The 15,880-nt window shown below is 72.6% G+C and carries 14 protein-coding genes and 1 pseudogene; 6 read left to right on the top strand and 9 right to left on the bottom strand.

Features of this window, described 5'->3' with window-relative positions; genetic code table 11:
* The first annotated feature begins 11 nt into the window (after positions 1-11).
* Positions 12-788 carry a phosphate ABC transporter ATP-binding protein PstB gene (gene pstB / locus JQN83_RS15665; protein ID WP_208567870.1) on the top strand — a complete coding sequence of 259 codons (777 nt, stop codon included), beginning with the start codon at positions 12-14 and terminating at the stop codon, positions 786-788.
* Positions 789-1,368: 580 nt separating this feature from the next.
* On the opposite strand, the gene JQN83_RS15660 is transcribed toward pstB, so the two are convergent.
* Positions 1,369-2,424 (bottom strand): NUDIX hydrolase, encoded by a 1,056-nt coding sequence (locus JQN83_RS15660; protein ID WP_208567869.1) that lies wholly within the window; start codon positions 2,422-2,424, stop codon positions 1,369-1,371.
* Positions 2,425-2,740: 316 nt separating this feature from the next.
* On the opposite strand from JQN83_RS15660, the gene JQN83_RS15655 reads away from it, so the two are divergent.
* The gene (locus JQN83_RS15655) at positions 2,741-3,709 is read left to right on the top strand and encodes a Gfo/Idh/MocA family protein (RefSeq protein WP_208567868.1); all 969 of its coding nucleotides are present in this window, start codon (positions 2,741-2,743) and stop codon (positions 3,707-3,709) included.
* Between the two features lie 53 nt (positions 3,710-3,762).
* Here JQN83_RS15655 and JQN83_RS15650 read toward each other — a convergent pair whose 3' ends face one another.
* The 3 genes from JQN83_RS15650 to JQN83_RS15640 form a co-directional block, all read right to left on the bottom strand.
* Positions 3,763-4,767: an inorganic phosphate transporter gene (locus tag JQN83_RS15650; protein WP_208567867.1), complete on the bottom strand. Its 1,005-nt coding sequence runs from the start codon at positions 4,765-4,767 to the stop codon at positions 3,763-3,765.
* A gap of 4 nt (positions 4,768-4,771) precedes the next feature.
* On the bottom strand, positions 4,772-5,398 hold the full coding sequence (locus JQN83_RS15645; RefSeq protein WP_067311399.1) for a DUF47 domain-containing protein: 627 nt from the start codon (positions 5,396-5,398) through the stop codon (positions 4,772-4,774).
* Between the two features lie 125 nt (positions 5,399-5,523).
* Positions 5,524-6,519, bottom strand: coding sequence for a PPK2 family polyphosphate kinase (locus tag JQN83_RS15640; protein WP_208567866.1), 996 nt, complete (start codon positions 6,517-6,519; stop codon positions 5,524-5,526).
* 140 nt (positions 6,520-6,659) lie between these two features.
* On the opposite strand from JQN83_RS15640, the gene sigJ reads away from it, so the two are divergent.
* Positions 6,660-7,616 carry an RNA polymerase sigma factor SigJ gene (sigJ, locus tag JQN83_RS15635; protein ID WP_208567865.1) on the top strand — a complete coding sequence of 319 codons (957 nt, stop codon included), beginning with the start codon at positions 6,660-6,662 and terminating at the stop codon, positions 7,614-7,616.
* A gap of 48 nt (positions 7,617-7,664) precedes the next feature.
* On the opposite strand, the gene JQN83_RS15630 is transcribed toward sigJ, so the two are convergent.
* Positions 7,665-8,171: a DUF402 domain-containing protein gene (locus tag JQN83_RS15630; RefSeq protein ID WP_208567864.1), complete on the bottom strand. Its 507-nt coding sequence runs from the start codon at positions 8,169-8,171 to the stop codon at positions 7,665-7,667.
* A 107-nt stretch (positions 8,172-8,278) separates the two neighbouring features.
* Between JQN83_RS15630 and JQN83_RS15625 the strand changes: the two are divergent.
* Positions 8,279-10,504: pseudogene (locus JQN83_RS15625) on the top strand (ATP-dependent DNA helicase); the annotation flags it as partial.
* A 62-nt stretch (positions 10,505-10,566) separates the two neighbouring features.
* On the opposite strand, the gene JQN83_RS15620 reads toward JQN83_RS15625, so the two are convergent.
* A complete protein-coding gene (locus tag JQN83_RS15620) occupies positions 10,567-11,865 on the bottom strand; it encodes an AI-2E family transporter (RefSeq protein WP_208567862.1) in 1,299 nt (432 codons plus the stop codon).
* Positions 11,866-12,099: 234 nt separating this feature from the next.
* Between JQN83_RS15620 and JQN83_RS15615 the strand changes: the two genes are divergently transcribed.
* Both JQN83_RS15615 and JQN83_RS15610 read left to right on the top strand, forming a co-directional pair.
* Positions 12,100-12,447 carry a GroES family chaperonin gene (locus tag JQN83_RS15615; protein WP_208567861.1) on the top strand — a complete coding sequence of 116 codons (348 nt, stop codon included), beginning with the start codon at positions 12,100-12,102 and terminating at the stop codon, positions 12,445-12,447.
* 141 nt (positions 12,448-12,588) lie between these two features.
* Positions 12,589-12,756, top strand: coding sequence for a hypothetical protein (locus JQN83_RS15610; protein WP_208567860.1), 168 nt, complete (start codon positions 12,589-12,591; stop codon positions 12,754-12,756).
* Positions 12,757-12,802: 46 nt separating this feature from the next.
* Here JQN83_RS15610 and JQN83_RS15605 read toward each other — a convergent pair whose 3' ends face one another.
* From JQN83_RS15605 to JQN83_RS15595, 3 genes are read right to left on the bottom strand one after another with little or no spacing between them, the layout of a single operon-like run.
* A complete protein-coding gene (locus JQN83_RS15605) occupies positions 12,803-14,068 on the bottom strand; it encodes a glycosyltransferase (RefSeq protein ID WP_208567859.1) in 1,266 nt (421 codons plus the stop codon).
* A gap of 8 nt (positions 14,069-14,076) precedes the next feature.
* Positions 14,077-14,703, bottom strand: a complete 627-nt coding sequence (locus JQN83_RS15600) for a tetratricopeptide repeat protein (protein WP_208567858.1) — start codon at positions 14,701-14,703, stop codon at positions 14,077-14,079.
* Positions 14,700-15,842: a collagen-like domain-containing protein gene (locus JQN83_RS15595; protein ID WP_208567857.1), complete on the bottom strand. Its 1,143-nt coding sequence runs from the start codon at positions 15,840-15,842 to the stop codon at positions 14,700-14,702. Before JQN83_RS15595 ends, JQN83_RS15600 begins: the two co-directional genes overlap by 4 nt.
* Positions 15,843-15,880 lie beyond the last annotated feature (38 nt).

Here is a 15,880-nt window from a genome sequence, read left to right as displayed (position 1 = left end):
GAGGTACCACCATGGCCAAGCGCATCGACGCCACCGACGTGACCGCCTACTACGGCGGTTTCAAGGCGATCGAGAACATCAACCTGACGGTCGAGCCGAAGACGGTCACCGCCCTGATCGGCCCGTCCGGCTGCGGCAAGTCGACCTTCCTGCGGTCGATCAACCGGATGCACGAGGTGCTGCCGGGCGCCCGGGTCGAGGGCAGCCTGACCATCGACGGTCAGGACGTCTACGACCGCGACGTCGACGTGACCGCCGTCCGCCGCATGATCGGCATGGTGTTCCAGCGCCCCAACCCGTTCCCCACCATGAGCATCTTCGAGAACGTGGTGGCCGGGCTGCGGCTCAACGGGGTGCGCAAGAAGTCCATCCTGGACGAGGCCGCCGAGAAGGCGCTGCGCGCGGCGAACCTGTGGGACGAGGTCAAGGACCGCCTCGGCAAGCCCGGCGCGGGCCTGTCCGGTGGTCAGCAGCAGCGGCTGTGCATCGCCCGGACCATCGCGGTCGAGCCGCAGGTGGTGCTGATGGACGAGCCCTGCTCGGCGCTGGACCCGATCTCGACGCTGGCCATCGAGGACCTGATGTTCCAGCTCAAGGACAAGTTCACCATCATCATCGTCACCCACAACATGCAGCAGGCGGCCCGGGTCTCCGACCGCACCGCCTTCTTCTCGATCGAGAAGACCGGCGACCCCGGCCGGCTCATCGAGTACGACAACACCCAGAAGATCTTCAGCAACCCCAGCCAGAAGAAGACCGAGGACTACATCACCGGCCGCTTCGGCTGACCCCGGCCGCTCCGCTGCGCCGGCCGCTCCGCTGCGCCGGCCGCTCCGCTGCGCCGGGGCGTGCGGGGGTGGGGCGCGCTGCGGGGGTAAGGCGCGCTGCGGGGGTGGAGGCGTGCGGGGGTGGGGGCGTGCGGGGGCGACCGCCGGAGCAGTGGGGGCGGGGTCTCGGAACACTCCTTCGGGCCCTGTCGAGCTGATGACGTCGACGATTCACCCGCCCGGCGACGTCACCGTTACCACCGCCCTGACGAGGGTCCCGCCCCGGTGCCATGGCGAGCTGCCCGCACCGGCGGTGCTGGCGAGCCGCCAGCGTCATCAGCTCGACAGGGCCCGAGGGTGGACCTACACGGATGGAGGCGCAGCGGCACCAGCTGCGGCGGGAACCGGCTGCGGCGGGGGCACAGCGGCACCGACCCGCACCGACCGGACCACCACGACCCACACCGGCCGAAACAGGCTGGCCCACACCCGGCCGGACCACGGCGACCCACACCGACCGGGGCAGGCTTGCCCACACCGGCCAACTGCGGGTGGAGGTCGGCAGCCGCTGGACCGCCCGCCCGACGCGGAACGTGGCCGGTCAGGCGAGGGTGAAGTGCGGGGTACCGTCCTCGGGGACGTGGAGGCGGGGGGTCACCGGAGTGGCCGCGTCCCGGGCCGCCGAGGCACGCGCCACCGCAGCAATGCAACGGGCACCATCACCGGCGGCAACACCGGCACCGGCAGCGCCGTCCGCAGCAGCGGCGGCGACCTCGGCCAGGGTGACCAGGGTGGGCGGGAGCATGGTCAGCTCACCGGCCCGTGCGCGGGCCAGGGCATCCGCCGGGCGGACCCACATGGTGTGGTCGGCCTCGCCGGAGACGTCCCGGGTCCGCTGCCCCTCGGGCAGCAGAGCAACGAAGAAGTACGTGTCGAAGCGGCGCGGCTCGAACTCCGGGGTGATCCACCGGCTCCAGGGCAGCAGCAGGTCGGACCGGAGGGTGAGCTGCCGCTCGGCGAGCAGCCCGGCGAAGCCCCGTCGACGTGCCTCCAGGTCCTGCCGCGCGGTCTCCCAGTCGTCCCCGCTGACGTCGCCCACCACCGAACCGCCGACGTCGCCGGTCACCGGGCCGCCGACACCACCGGCCCCACCATTCGCCCGCCCACCGGTCCCGCCGGTCACCGGACCACCGACACCGGCCCCACCCACAGCACCGGACCCACCCACAGCACCGGACCCACCCACAGCACCGGACCCACCGACACCAGCGACCGCCGGGCCGCCGCCGGGTCCGGCCAGCAGCACGCCGGCCTCCTCGAAGACCTCCCGCGCGGCGGCGCACACCACCGCCTGCGCGGCGTCGGGAGTGACGCCCAGCCGTTCCGCCCAGGCCGCCGGATCGGGACCGGCCCAGTCCAGGTGCGCCTCGGAGTCCGACGGGTCCACGCCACCGCCGGGGAAGGCGTACACCCCGCCGAAGGCCATCGCGGCGACCCGGCGGATGACGTACACCTCGAAGTCGGTGCCGGCCGGGCGGAGCAGCAGCACGGTGGCCGCGACCCGGGGCGTCACCGGGGTGGCCCCCTCGGCGTGGAACCGACGGGCGTGCTCGACCAGGGCCGGCGGGGCGGGAAAACCGGGACTGTCGATCGTCATGGGCCGAGCCTAGCCCCGACCCACCGACCACCCCGGGGCCGACGACCCCCGGTGGTACGCCGCCGCCGGGCGGACCAGCGACCGGGCCGCAGCCGGGGTGACGGTTGGGCGGACAGCGACCGGACCAACGGCGGCGAGCGGGCAGACGACGGCCAGCGGGCAGGCCCGACGACAGCGGCGGGCAGGCCCGACGACAGCGGCGGTAGGCCGAGCCGAGCAGTGGCAGTGGCAGCGGCAGGGGCGGGCCCGGGCGACGGCGGCGGGCGGGCCCGACAGTGGCGGCGGGCCGGCCTGGGCGGCGGGTTAGCGTGAACCCATGACACGTTGGGGGATTCTGTCCACCGGCCACATCGCCGGCCGGTTCGCCGAGGACCTACGGCTGGTGCCCGGGGCCGAGCTGGTCGCGGTCGGCTCACGGACGACGGAGAGCGCCGAGCGGTTCGCCACCCGGTACGGCGCCGGCCGGGCGTACGGCTCCTGGGCGGAGCTGGCCGCCGACGACGAGCTGGACGCGATCTACGTGGCCACCCCGCACGCCGCCCACCACGAGGCCGCCCGGGTCTGCCTGGAGGCCGGGCGGGCGGTGCTGCTGGAGAAGCCGTTCACCCTCGACCTGGCCACCAGCACCGAGCTGGTCGACCTGGCGCGGGCCCGGGGGGTCTTCCTGATGGAGGCCATGTGGATGCGGACCAACCCGCTGATCCTGCGCCTGGTCGAGCTGGTCCGGGCCGGGGCGATCGGCGAGGTGACCGGTGTGCGGGCCGACTTCGGGGTGGCCGGGCCGTTCCCGCCGGAGCACCGGATGCGCAATCCGGCGCTGGGCGGCGGTGCCCTGCTGGACCTGGGCGTCTATCCGGTGAGCCTGGCCCACCTGCTGCTCGGTGCGCCGCAGCACGTGCATGCCTGGGCGAAGCTCAGCCCGGAGGGGGTGGACGAGAACACCGGCATCGTCTTCGGGTACGACTCGGGTGCGGTCGCCACGCTCGGCTGCGGCATGGTGGGGGCGACCCCGCTGACCGCCGCGATCACCGGCACCACCGGCCGGATCGAACTGCCCGAGCCGTTCTTCCGCCCCGGGTCGGCGGTGCTGCACCGGGCCGGGGCCGAGCCGGAGACGCTCACCGACGACCCGGCCGGCGGCGGCTACCAGTACGAGGCCGCCGAGGTGCAGCGTTGCCTGGCCGCCGGGCTGACCGAGAGCCCGCTCGTGCCGCACGCCGTCACGCTGGAGGTGATGGCCCTGCTGGACGACATCCGGGCCCGGATCGGCGTCGAGTACGCCTGAGCACGGCGTCGCCGAGGGGCACCCCGGGCCGGGGCGCCCCTCGGCGACGGCGGTCAGAACAGCGGGCGGACCACCAGGTAGGTGAGGCAGGCGATCAGCGCGGCGGCCGGGAAGGTGATGATCCAGGCGAGCACGATGTTGCCGGCCACGTTCCAGCGCACGGCGGAGAGCCGCTTGGTGGCACCCACCCCCATGATCGCCGAGGTGATCGTGTGGGTGGTGGAGATCGGGGCCTTGAGCACCAGGGCGTTGAAGTAGAGAACCGCGCTGGCCACCGTCTCGGCGGCGAAGCCCTCCGGCGGGCCCAGGTCGATGATCTTGCGACCGAGGGTCCGGATGATCCGCCACCCACCGGCGTACGTGCCGAGCGCCAGCATGGTCGCCGAGGTCCAGAAGACCCAGCCCGGGATGTGCGTCTTGTCGTCCTGGAAACCGCCCGTGTAGAGGGCCAGCACCACGATGCCCATGGTCTTCGCGGCGTCCTGCATGCCGTGGCCGACCGACATGGCCGCCGCCGAGGCGGTCTGCGCCCAGCGGAAACCCCGGTTGAGCTTGCCCGGCTGCCCCTTGCGGAACGCCCACAGGATGGCCAGCATCAGCAGGTAACCGAGGGTGAGGCCGACGATCGGCGACAGGACCATCGGCAGGATGACCTTCTCGCCGATGGTGACCCACTGCACCACACCGCCGGTGGAGAGCAGGGTCGCCCCGACCAACCCGCCGAACAGCGCGTGCGAGGACGACGAGGGCAGGCCGAAGTACCAGGTGATCAGGTTCCAGGCGATGGCACCGAGCACCCCGGCGAAGACCACTCCGAGGCTGCCCACCCCGGTGGGCAGGGTGACCAGGCCGTCGCCGACGGTCTTGGCCACGCCGGCACCGAAGTGCGCGCCGACGAAGTTGCCGACCGCGGCGAGGCCCAGGGCGAGCCGGGGGGTCAGCGCCCGGGTGGAGACGCTAGTCGCGATCGCGTTGGCGGCGTCGTGGAAGCCGTTGGTGTAGTCGAACGCCAGGGCCACCGCGATCACCGCCAGCACGGCGATGAGTTCGGGACTCACAGGATCAGGACTCCTTGACCGCGATGGTCTCGACTGTGTTCGCCACGTGCTCGAAGGCGTCGCAGGCGGCCTCCAGCTCGTCGGCGACCTCTTTCATCTTGAGCACGGTCAGCGCGTCGTACTCGCCGGAGAAGAGCCGGACCAGCAGCATCCGGTACGCCTGGTCGCCGTCGTTCTCCAGCCGGTTGCACTCGATCCAGTAGTCCTCGAGATCCTTCATCGACTTGAGCCGGGGCATCGCCTCGGCGGTCAGCTTCGCCTGGAGGTCGAGCACGTTGACCAGCTCGTGCAGCTCGCGCGGCAGCGACGGGAGCTTGGTGAGGCCGTAGAGGTAGAGCAGGTTGCCGACCGCCTCCAGGTGGTCCATCACGTCGTCGAGCAGCGAGCCCAGCCGGTAGATGTCCTCCCGGTCGAACGGGGTGATGAAGGTGGAGTTGATCTTCTTGTAGAGATCGTGGGTGATCTGGTCGCTGTCGTGCTCGACCTCGGTCAGCCGCTCGCTGACCGACTGCACGTCGACGCCGGGCAGGGCCAGCTCGTTGAGCAGCTCGGTGCCCTTCACCAGATTCTGCGCGGCCCTGGTGAAGAGCTCGTAGAAAGCGCCCTCGGTGGGACGGAAGGAAAACTTCACAGCACGGACCTCGTCGTGTCGGTGGAAGGGTGGCCGCCGCCCCAGGGGGCGCCCGCTGAAGCATGCTAGGTACCCCACCGGAGCGGGCCTCCGTCGGCCCACCCCTGGTCAGACCCGATTCACCGCTAGTTCACCTGCTGTTCACCTCGGCCGCCACCGCCGCCACTCGCCAACCGCTGGCGCTCCTGCTCCACGTCGAAAGCCGCAGCGGGATACCCCAGATCAAGACCCTCGAACGTCTCCCGCAGCAGATGCGCCACCGCCCAGTCCCGGTACCACTTACGGTCCGCCGGCACCAGGAACCACGGCGCGGCATCCGTGTCGCAGCGCCCCAGCGCCTCCGCGTACGCGGCCTGGTAGTCGCCCCAGCGGGCCCGGGAGTCGAGGTCGCTCGGCTGGTACTTCCAGAACTTCGTCGGGTCGGTCAACCGATCCGCCAACCGCCGCGCCTGCTCCTGCGGGGAGATGTGCAGCATCACCTTCACCAGGGTCACCCCGCCGTCGGTCAGCTCCCGCTCGAAGGCGTTGATCCGGTCGTACCGGGCCCGCCAGGTCTCCTCCGGCACCAGGGCGTCGACCCGGGCCACCAGCACGTCCTCGTAGTGCGACCGGTTGAAGACGCCGACGTACCCGGGTGGGGGCAGCGCCCGGCGGATCCGCCACAGGAAGTCGTGCCGCAGCTCCTGCCGGGTCGGCGGGCCGAAGGACCGGATGTGCAGGCCGAGCGGGTTCATCGCGCCGGCCACCCGCTTCACGGTGCCGTCCTTGCCCCCGCAGTCCATCGCCTGGAGCACCAGCAGCAGCCGCCCCGGCCGCCCCGGCCGCAGCTTCGACCCGCCGCCGGTCGGAGCCGAGGTGGGCGCATCCGGCTCACCGGCCGCCTTGGCGGTGGCGAAGAGCATCTCCTGCTGCCGGGCCAACCCGGCACCGATCAGCTCGACCTGCCGGCGGGCCCAGGGCTTACGGTCCTTCCCCCCGCCCGCCGCCGGCGGCAGACCCGGGGTGGACCGGGGGTCGACCGCCCCCAGGTCGACCGGCCCGTCGCCGGAGGGCACCCGCAACAACTCCCGCACCGTCCCACCCTCGGGTACGACGATCTCCGTCTGCTCGTCTGCGCGCATCCCCCGATCCTCGCCCACCACCGCACCCACCGCCTCCCGGGCGCGGCCGGGGGTGGTGTCACATCCGCCGGGGCCGGCCCGTCCGGTGGGTGGGGGAGAATCCGCTCGACCCCGGGGAGGTTGTGGTGACGGTGGACCTGGTGACGGAGTTCGAGGCCGAACGCGGGCGGCTCACCGCGGTGGCGTACCGGATGCTCGGCAGCCGCAGCGAGGCGGAGGACGCCGTCCAGGAAACCTGGCTGCGGTACTCCGGTGCGCTCGCCGACCCGGCCGACCGGGCCGAGATCAGGCACCTGGGCGGCTGGCTCACCACCACCTGCGCCCGGATCTGCCTCGACGTGCTCCGCTCGGCCCGGGTCCGCCGCGAGACGTACCCGGGGCAGTGGTTGCCGGAGCCGGTGGTCACCCCGCTGGGCGGTGGCGTGCCGGGGCCGGACGGTTTCGCCCCCGACCCGGCCGACCGGGCCGTCCGGCGCGACCAGGTCGGCACCGCCCTGCTGGTCGTCCTGGAACGGCTCAGCCCCGAACAGCGGGTCGCCTTCGTCCTGCACGACGTGTTCGCGGTGCCGTTCGCCCGGATCGCCGAGGTGCTGGCGAGCACCCCCGAGGCGGCCCGCCAGCACGCCTCCCGGGCCCGTCGGGCGGTCACCGCCGACGACGTGCCCCGGCACACCGCCGACCCCGCCGAGCAGCGCCGGGTGCTCGCCGCCTTCGCCGCCGCGACCGAATCCGGCGACCTCGACGCGCTCGTCCGGGTCCTCGCCCCGGACGTGGTGCTGATCGGCGACAGCGGCGGGCACTTCCCGACGGCCCGGCGACCGATCGTCGGCGTCGACCCGGTGGCCCGCTTCCTGCTCGGCCTCTTCGCCCGGGCCGGCCGGTACGGCCAACGCCTGCGGGCCACGCCGGTGCTGGTCGACGGGGTGCTCGGCCTGCACCTGGAGACGGTCCAGCCCGACGGCCGGCTGCTGCGGATGGTCACCGGGTTCGCCGTGCACGACGGCCGGGTCACCGGCCTGTTCCACCAGCTCAACCCGGACAAGCTCCCCCGGCTGCCCGAGCTGGCCCCCGACGCCACCTGGCCACCGCGCTGGTGACCCGCCCCCGTCGACCGGCCGGCCCCGGGCGGACCAGCCGGCCCCGGATCAGACCACCAGGGCCAGCCACTTCCGGTACGCCGAGGCGAACGGCTCGGTGCCGTCACCGAGGGCGGTGAGCAGCCGGGCCGCCGCCGCCTGGGCCTGCACCACCACCTCGTCCGGATAGCCGAACCGGACCCGGTGCTCGGCGAACTCGTCCTCGTCGCGCAACTCCACCAGCCCGGTGCCCCGGCGGCGCACCACGTCCAGGTCGAGGTCGATCAGGTGCACGGTGTCGTCGCCCTCCCAGCGGGCCGGGGTGGCGATGTCGCAGTAGACCTCGCTGGTCCGTGGCGGCGGGTTGAACATCCCCGTCCACCAGGCCCGGTGCGGCACCAGCAGGACGAAGGGGATCTGCTCCACCGAGGGTCGGCCGTGGTAGACCGAGGCGGTGCCCTCGGTCACCCCCAGCCACACCCCGAGGTCGTCCTCGGCCAGCCGGCGGGCCGGGTAGTCACGGTGGGCGCTGCCGTCGTACTTGCGGTAGATCACACGGATCGTGTCGCTCGGCATGAGTCGCACCCTAGCCGATTCCACCCACTCGTCGCCGTAGGGAATTGACCGGTACGGGGTGGCGACAATCCGGACGGTGACCGCGCCACGCGGGGGGCAGCGGCGCGTCCACTGTCGGCGGCGGCGGGTACCGTCGCACGGTGACTCCGCCCCGTACCGCCGCCGGCCCCAGCACCCCGTCGGCCCGCTCCGGCCGACGGCGCGGGGGCCGACCGAGCGGCACCGAACTGCTCGCGGCGGCGGTCGGCGCGGTCCCCGGCGGCGCGACCCGGCCGGGCCAGCAGCAGATGACCGAGGCGATCGAGCGCAGCGTCGCCGCCCGCGAGCACCTGCTGGTGCAGGCGGGCACCGGCACCGGCAAGTCGCTCGCCTACCTGGCCCCGGCGTTGACCGTGGACGGGCCGGTGGTGGTCTCCACCGCCACCCTGGCGTTGCAGTCCCAGCTGGTCGAGCACGACCTGCCCCGGCTCGCCGACGCGGTCGAGCCGCTGCTCGGTCGCCGTCCCACCTTCGCCGTGCTCAAGGGGCGGCACCACTACCTCTGCCTGGCCCGGTTGGACAACTCCACCGAGGACGAGCCGGAGGACACCCTCTTCGACGCCCCCGCCGCCCGTCCCGCCGGCGGGACGAAATGGCTCGGCGAGGCCGGCCGGATGGGCAAGCAGATCCAACGGCTGCGCGACTGGGCCGAGAAGACCGACACCGGCGACCGGGACGAGCTGGACCCGGGCGTCGACGACCAGGCGTGGCGGCTGGTCTCGATGCCCGCCCGCGAGTGCGTGGGGGCGTCCCGCTGCCCGTTCGGCCAGGAGTGCTTCGCCGAGGCGTCCCGGGCCCGCGCCCGGGAGGCCGACGTGGTGGTCACCAACCACAGCCTGCTCGCGGTGGACATGCTGGCCGGCCGGCACATCGTCCCGCCGCACAAGCTGCTGATCGTCGACGAGGCGCACGAGCTGGCCGACCGGGTCTCCTCGGCCGCGCAGGCCGAGCTGGTGCCGGAGCTGATCGACCGGTCCGCCCGGCGGGCCCGCCCGCTGCTGCGACCGGACGTCGCCGACCGGCTCACCGAGGCCGGTGACGCGCTCGCCGTCGGGCTCGCCGAGGCCCCCGCCGGTCGGCTCACCGGCGGGCTGCCCGGCCCGTTACGGGAGGCGTGCACGTTGCTCGACGCGGCCACCCGGGCCGCGCTCGACGCGATCGGCGACGTCAAGGCCGACGACCCGGACCCGGTCCGTAAGCAGCAGGCCAAGGCGGTGCTCGACGAGCTGTCGACCACCGCGCAGCGGCTGCTGGAGGAGGGTGACCACGACGTGGCCTGGGTGGAGAAGCCGGACAACGGCAGCCGCCGGGCGCTGGTGGTCGCGCCGCTGTCGGTCGCCGGCACCCTCGCCACCCACCTGTACGACGAGCGCACCGTGGTCGCCACCTCGGCGACCCTGGCGCTGGGCGGCCGGTTCGACACGGTGGCCCGGGCGTTGGGCCTGGACGCGCCGCCGCCCGCCCCACCGTCCCCGGCCGCCGCCGCGTTGGCCACCGCCGCCGCCGGCCGGTCGACCGGCGTCGTACCGGGGGGCACCGCGTCCGCCGCACCGCAGGCCGGTGGGGTCGCCACCACACCGGGCAGCCGGGCCGCCACCGGCGTCGTACCGGCCACGTCGGGGCCGGGCTGGTCGTCCCTCGACGTCGGCTCACCGTTCGACTACGCCCGGCAGGGCATCCTGTACGTCGCCGCGCACCTGCCCCGGCCCAGCGTCTCCGGGCTGCCCGAGGCGGCCGGCGAGGAGCTGCTGCGGCTGGTCGGCGCGCTCGGTGGTCGTACCCTCGGGTTGTTCTCCTCCCGGCGGGCCGCGCAGCAGGCCGCGGAGCTGGTCCGGGCGCGCACCGACCTGCCGGTGCTGCTCCAGGGCGAGGAGGCGTTGCCGCTGCTGGTGCGCCGGTTCCGCGAGGATCGGTCGAGCTGCCTGTTCGGGGTGATGTCGCTCTGGCAGGGGGTGGACGTGCCGGGCGACGCGTGCCAGCTCGTGGTGATCGACCGGCTGCCCTTCCCGCGCCCCGACGAGCCGCTGGCGGCGGCGCGGGCGGCGGCGGTGGACGCGGGCGGCGGTTCCGGCTTCTCGGCGGTCAGCGTGCCGATCGCCGCGGTCCGGTTGGCCCAGGGCGTGGGTCGGCTGATCCGGGCCACCGGCGACCGGGGGGTGGTGGCGGTGCTCGACTCGCGGCTGGAGACGGCGCGCGGCTACGGCCCGTTCCTGCGCCGCTCGCTGCCACCGTTCTGGTACACCACCCGGCCCGAGGTGGCCCAGGGCGCCCTGGAGCGTCTCGCCAAGCTCTGACCACGCGACAGCCGCCCGCCCCACAGGGGGACGGGCGGCTGTCGGGTGTCGTCGGTCTGCGGTCAGGGGGCCTGGGCGGCGACCACCACGGCGTCGGGCGGGGTGTCCGGCACGCTGCGGGCGGCGAGCCGACGGACGGCGGTGTTGAGCACCGCGATCAGCGGCACCGCGACCAGCGCACCGGTGATGCCGGCGAGCACCACCCCGGCGGCGATCCCGATGATCACCGCGAGCGGGTGGATGGCCACCGCCCGACCCATGATCAACGGCTGGAGCAGGTGCCCCTCGACCTGCTGCACACCGATCACCACGCCCAGGATGATCAGGGCGGTCACCGGGCCGCTGTCGACCAGCGCCACCAGCACCGCCACCACCCCGGAGAGGAACGCGCCGACGATCGGAATGAACGCCCCGAGGAACACCAGGGCGGCCAGCGGGAACGCGAACGGGACGTCGAAGACCACCAGGAAGATGCCGATGCCCACCGCGTCGATGAACGCCACCAGCACGGTGGCCCGCACGTACGCGCCGAGCGTCGCCCAGGACGCCCGACCGGCGTCGTCGACCTTCCACCGGGCGGCGACCGGCAGCAGGCGGACCAGGAACCGCCAGATCCGGTTGCCGTCACGCAGGAAGAAGAAGGTGGCGAAGAGCACCAGGACGGCACCGGTGAGCAGTTCGGCCAGGGTGGTGGCGGTGGCGAGCGCCCCGCTGGTGAACTTCTCGGTGTTGCCGTTGATCCAGCCCTGCGCCTCTTCGATGTAGCGGTTGAGCTGGCTGTCAGACAGGTGCAACGGGCCGGTCTTGAGCCAGTCCTGGATCTGCCGCACCCCCTGCGACGACTTCTCGCTCAGCTCCGGCACACCCTGGATGAACTCGTTGACCACCAGGGTCAGCGTGCCGAAGACCGCGACCAGGCCGCCGACCATCACCACCGCGGTGGCCAGCGAGCGGGGGAACCGGGCCCGCAGCAGCCAGCCCACCGCCGGGGCGAGCAGCGCGGAGAGCAGCAGCGCCACCGCCAGCGGGATGATCACGATGCTGATCGTCCCGACGATCCTCAGCAGCGCCCAGGTGACCACGCCGATCACGATCAACCGCCACGACCAGGCGGCGGCGATCCGCAGCGCGTGCGGCACGTCCGCGTCGTCGCGGCTGGAGGTGGAGTTGTGCATGGCCGCCGGAGGCTCGACCCCGACCACCGTCGCCGACGGGGCGGCCGGCGGGCCGGGCGACGCGGGGGTGGCCACTGCGGCGCCCTCGGGTACGTCGACCGGATCGGCACGCCCCGCGCGGACCGACTCCCGTCCGGACTCGTACGCGCGGCGGAGCCGGCCGCGTACCCGCTCGAAGCGGCTCAAGCGCACCTCCTGAAGAACGACGCCGGATCACCGACGGCGACGGCCCGGACAGGGTACGCCCGGATGCCCGCCACCGTAGGGCAGTTCCGCCACCCAATGCCCCGCGCGGCACCGGCTCAACCTGCCCGAACCGCACCATCTTTAGCCACCCGCGCCCGCCTCGGCCCCACCGCCCGCACCCCGTCGGCTCCACCACCAGGTGAACGCCGCCGCAGCACACGGTAGCGTCTTGGCGTGACCGTCGACCCGAACCTCGACACCGGCCTGCCGATCCGCCTGCTGCACGACCGGGTGCTGGTGAAGGTGGACGGCAGCGAGGGCGAACGCCGTTCCACCGCAGGCATCGTCATCCCGGCCACCGCCGCCGTCGGAAAGAGACTGTCCTGGGCCACCGCCGTGGGGGTCGGCCCGCACGTGCGGGCCGTGGTGGCCGGCGACCGGGTGCTCTTCGACCCTGACGACCGCTCCGAGGTCGAACTGCACGGCCGGGGGTACGTCCTGCTGCGCGAGCGGGACGTGCACGCGGTCGCCGCCGAGCGGGTGGAGAGCGAGTCCACCGGCAGCACCGGCCTCTACCTGTAAAACGGCCTCCCCGGCTCGTCGCGGTCTCCCGGCTCGACCGGCCTCCCGGTTTGTCGCGGCCCCACCGGCTCGACCGGCCTCCCGGTTTGTCCGGCTTCCTGGCGGGAAGCCAGGCACGTCCAGGTGCCCTGGGGAGGGACGATGCCGGTTCTCGTGAAGAAGGTGCTGCTCTGGGGCAGCGTCGCCTTCCTGATCTACTTCATGGCGTTCCGCCCGGACGGGGCGGCGCAGTTGTTCAAGGGGATCGGGGCGGCCCTGATGGCGATGGCCCAGGGCCTCGGCGACTTCCTCACCACCCTGATGACCTGACCGGTCCCGGCCGGGCACGACCCGATCGCCGGCGCGGGACGCGGGGTCAGATGTTCAGCAGGCCGCCGTTGCGCAGGGCATCGTCCTTGATCGCGATGAGGTTCGCCGAGACGTACGGGATGTTGTGCGCCTGGTGCCATTCGCTGGGGAAGTACGTGACCAACCGCGACGCCTGGAATCGGCACCGGATCTCCGGCACGAAACGGGAGTAGTTGGCGTCCGTGAAATACCAGAACGAGTTCTCGTTGTAGAACGCCACGTGTGTCGGGTCCTGGTAGGCACCCCGGCCGTCGGTGCTGGGGGTCAGCGACAACAGCATCCCGTTCGGGGCGAGCAACCGGTACAGCTCGTTGAAGAGCGCGATCTTGTCCGGGATGTGCTCCAGGAAGTCCACGGCCCGAATGACCCCGACGCTCCCGTCCGGCAGGTCGACCCCCTTCGTCACGTCGCCGACCAGGTCGACGCCCGGCCCGTCGCGACAGTCCAGGCCGAGATAACCCTCCGGCTTGTTGTGGGCCGCACCCAGGTCGAGTGCCAGAAGTCCTTGTCGCCGCGACCAGGCCAACGCGTTGTGTTGGACGTTCCGGTCGTAGATCTCGACCGTGCGCTGCTGGATGCGGGCATTGAACTCCGGCATGCGCTGCGTGTTCTTGGCGTGCATGCGCTGCAGGTAGAGACACTTCTGGATGTGGTGGAACTCGCTGACCTGGTAGATCCGAGCCATCAGGTCGGCGTCGTCCGCGACGTCGAGCGACTCGTCGTATCCGCCGACCTTCTCGTAGATGTCCCGACGGAAGGCCCGCACGTGGTTCGGCGCGTACCAGATGTAGCTCACGTTGTGCGGCGTCGGCGGCAACGCCCGGCAGACCAGCACCTCGCGGCCGTCCACCTTCTCGTCGTAGTGCCGCCAGCCGAACGAACTCGCGAAGCGGTCCTCACAGCGACCACCGTCCTCCTGGATCTGGGCGGTGTCGCTGTAGACGAACCCCACCTCCGGGTGGGAGTCGAAGGCCTCGACGATCTCCTGCAGGCAGTCGCTGCTGAGCAGATCGTCGTCGTCGAGTTCGACCAGGATGTCCCCGACGGCCTCGGCGCAGGCGAACCCCTTCACGGCACCCACACCGTTGAGGTCGTCCTGGACGATGAGCCGGATGCGATCGTCGTGAGTCTCGGGCCGCCACCGGGACCCCTGGTTGAGAACGACGACCCACTCCCAGTCGGTGAAGGTCTGCGCCACCAGCGAACGGAAGCACTCGTCGATGAACCGGGTACGGTTGCTCCCGGTGAAGACCGTGACGCGCGGTGTGTGCATCGGGCCGGTCACCTGCCCGCCGGGGCGGAGGACCGGGCGGTCGAAGTCGGGCGGTACTTCGCCGGCACGGCAGAGGTGAGCTCCTTGTCCAACCGGATGGCAGCCTTGAAGGCGTCCCGCGCCGCTGCCTCGTCACCGGACTTGGACAGCAGCATGCCCAGGCGGAGATAGGCGGTCGACGACGTCGTGTCGATCGACACGACCTTGCGGTAGATCTCCATCGACGTCGCCGGCTCCTTGCCCTCCAGGGCGATAGCCTTGTTGTAGAGGGCCGGCTTGTAGTCCGCGTCAGCCGCCAACGCCTTGTCGTAGTTGCTGATCGCCTCGTCCGCCTGGTTGCGCGACTGGGCGATGAAGCCCAGGTTGAACCAGGCGAACTTGTTGTCGGCCTCGGCGGCCACCACCTTCTCGAAGCTGGCCTTCGCCGCGTCGTAGTCTCCGGCCTGGCCCTGCTCGACACCGAGCTTCAGCAGGTCCGCCGGGGTGGTGCCGGCACGGGAACCATCCTTCGCACTGTCACTGCCACCGGAGCTGCTGGGCTGCGGCTTGTCGGCCGGTTTGGCACTACATGCCGGTACGCCGGCAAGCAGGACCGCACCACAGGCGAGTGAACCCAGAATCTGACGCGTGCTCATTTTTCCTCCTTGACGGTTCCGGGGCGGTCCGACGTACGGTTCGGTCGGCTGGTACGGCTACCTTTGGCCGTCGCCCGATCCGACTTGCCGACCGCAGGGGCGACCAACGCCACCGGTGTGCTGGGCGAGATGCAGGACACCCAGATGTCGGCACCCCCGCCGGTGAAGGTGAACTGGTAGCCACTGATCGACAGCGGCTGGATCAGCACCGGATTCACGCCCGCGCCCGAGAGCTGGTAACCGGTGCCGACAGCGATGTCTCCGGGTACGCACCCGAAGTCGACGGGGGTGTCCGCGATCACGGTCAACGGGCCCTGGACGTAGGCCGCCTGGATCCCGTTGCCCGCTACGCCCTGCGTACCCTGGGCACCCTGCGCCCCCGCGTCGCCCTGCGGCCCTTGTACGCCCTGCAGGCCCGCCGCACCCTGGGGTCCCTGGGCACCCGTGTCCCCCTGAGGCCCCTGAGCGCCTTGGGCACCCTGGAGGCCCTGCGGGCCGATGTCGCCCTGCGCACCCTGGAAACCCTGCACACCCTGGGCACCCGTCTCACCGGCGACGCCCTGGGCTCCCTGCGCGCCGGCCGCACCGGTCGCACCCTGCGTGCCCTGAGGTCCCTGGGCGCCCGTGTCACCCTGAGGCCCCTGCACGCCGGCCGCACCGGTCGCACCCTGCGTGCCCTGAGGTCCCTGGGCGCCCGTGTCACCCTGAGGCCCCTGCGCGCCGGCCGCACCGGTCGCACCCTGCGTGCCCTGAGGTCCCTGGGCGCCCGTGTCACCCTGAGGCCCCTGCGCGCCCTGAGCACCTGTGTCACCCTGCGCGCCCTGAGGACCGGCATCACCCTGCGCGCCCTGGAAACCCTGCGCACCCTGAGCGCCCACTGCCCCCGGCGCACCCTGCGCACCGGTCTCGCCCTGAGGCCCCTGCGCACCCTGCGCGCCGGTCTCACCCGGAGACCCCTGCGCGCCCTGAGCGCCCGTCACACCCTGCGGCCCTTGAGCACCCTGCGCGCCCTGAGCACCGGTCTCACCGGAAGAGCCCTGAGCGCCCTGGAAACCCTGCGCGCCCGTCTCACCTTGCACGCCCTGAGCACCGGCATCACCCTGCGCGCCCTGGAAACCCTGCGCGCCCTGAGCGCCCACCGCCCCCTGCGCACCCTGGGTACCGGTCTCACCCTGAG

Source organism: Micromonospora antibiotica (assembly GCF_017599305.1).
GTDB classification, from domain to species: Bacteria; Actinomycetota; Actinomycetes; order Mycobacteriales; family Micromonosporaceae; genus Micromonospora; species Micromonospora antibiotica.
Note: the sequence above shows the minus strand (reverse complement) of the source record. Positions and strands in the feature narration are given on the sequence as shown.

Coding starts and splice junctions, on each gene's coding strand:
- JQN83_RS15610 (WP_208567860.1), top strand. CDS start 12,589: ATGCCGGTTCTCGTGAAGAAGGTGCTGCTCTGGGGCAGCGTCGCCTTC.
- JQN83_RS15600 (WP_208567858.1), bottom strand. CDS start 14,703: ATGAGCACGCGTCAGATTCTGGGTTCACTCGCCTGTGGTGCGGTCCTG.
- JQN83_RS15640 (WP_208567866.1), bottom strand. CDS start 6,519: ATGCGCGCAGACGAGCAGACGGAGATCGTCGTACCCGAGGGTGGGACG.
- pstB (WP_208567870.1), top strand. CDS start 12: ATGGCCAAGCGCATCGACGCCACCGACGTGACCGCCTACTACGGCGGT.
- JQN83_RS15605 (WP_208567859.1), bottom strand. CDS start 14,068: ATGCACACACCGCGCGTCACGGTCTTCACCGGGAGCAACCGTACCCGG.
- JQN83_RS15655 (WP_208567868.1), top strand. CDS start 2,741: ATGACACGTTGGGGGATTCTGTCCACCGGCCACATCGCCGGCCGGTTC.
- JQN83_RS15630 (WP_208567864.1), bottom strand. CDS start 8,171: ATGCCGAGCGACACGATCCGTGTGATCTACCGCAAGTACGACGGCAGC.
- JQN83_RS15660 (WP_208567869.1), bottom strand. CDS start 2,424: ATGACGATCGACAGTCCCGGTTTTCCCGCCCCGCCGGCCCTGGTCGAG.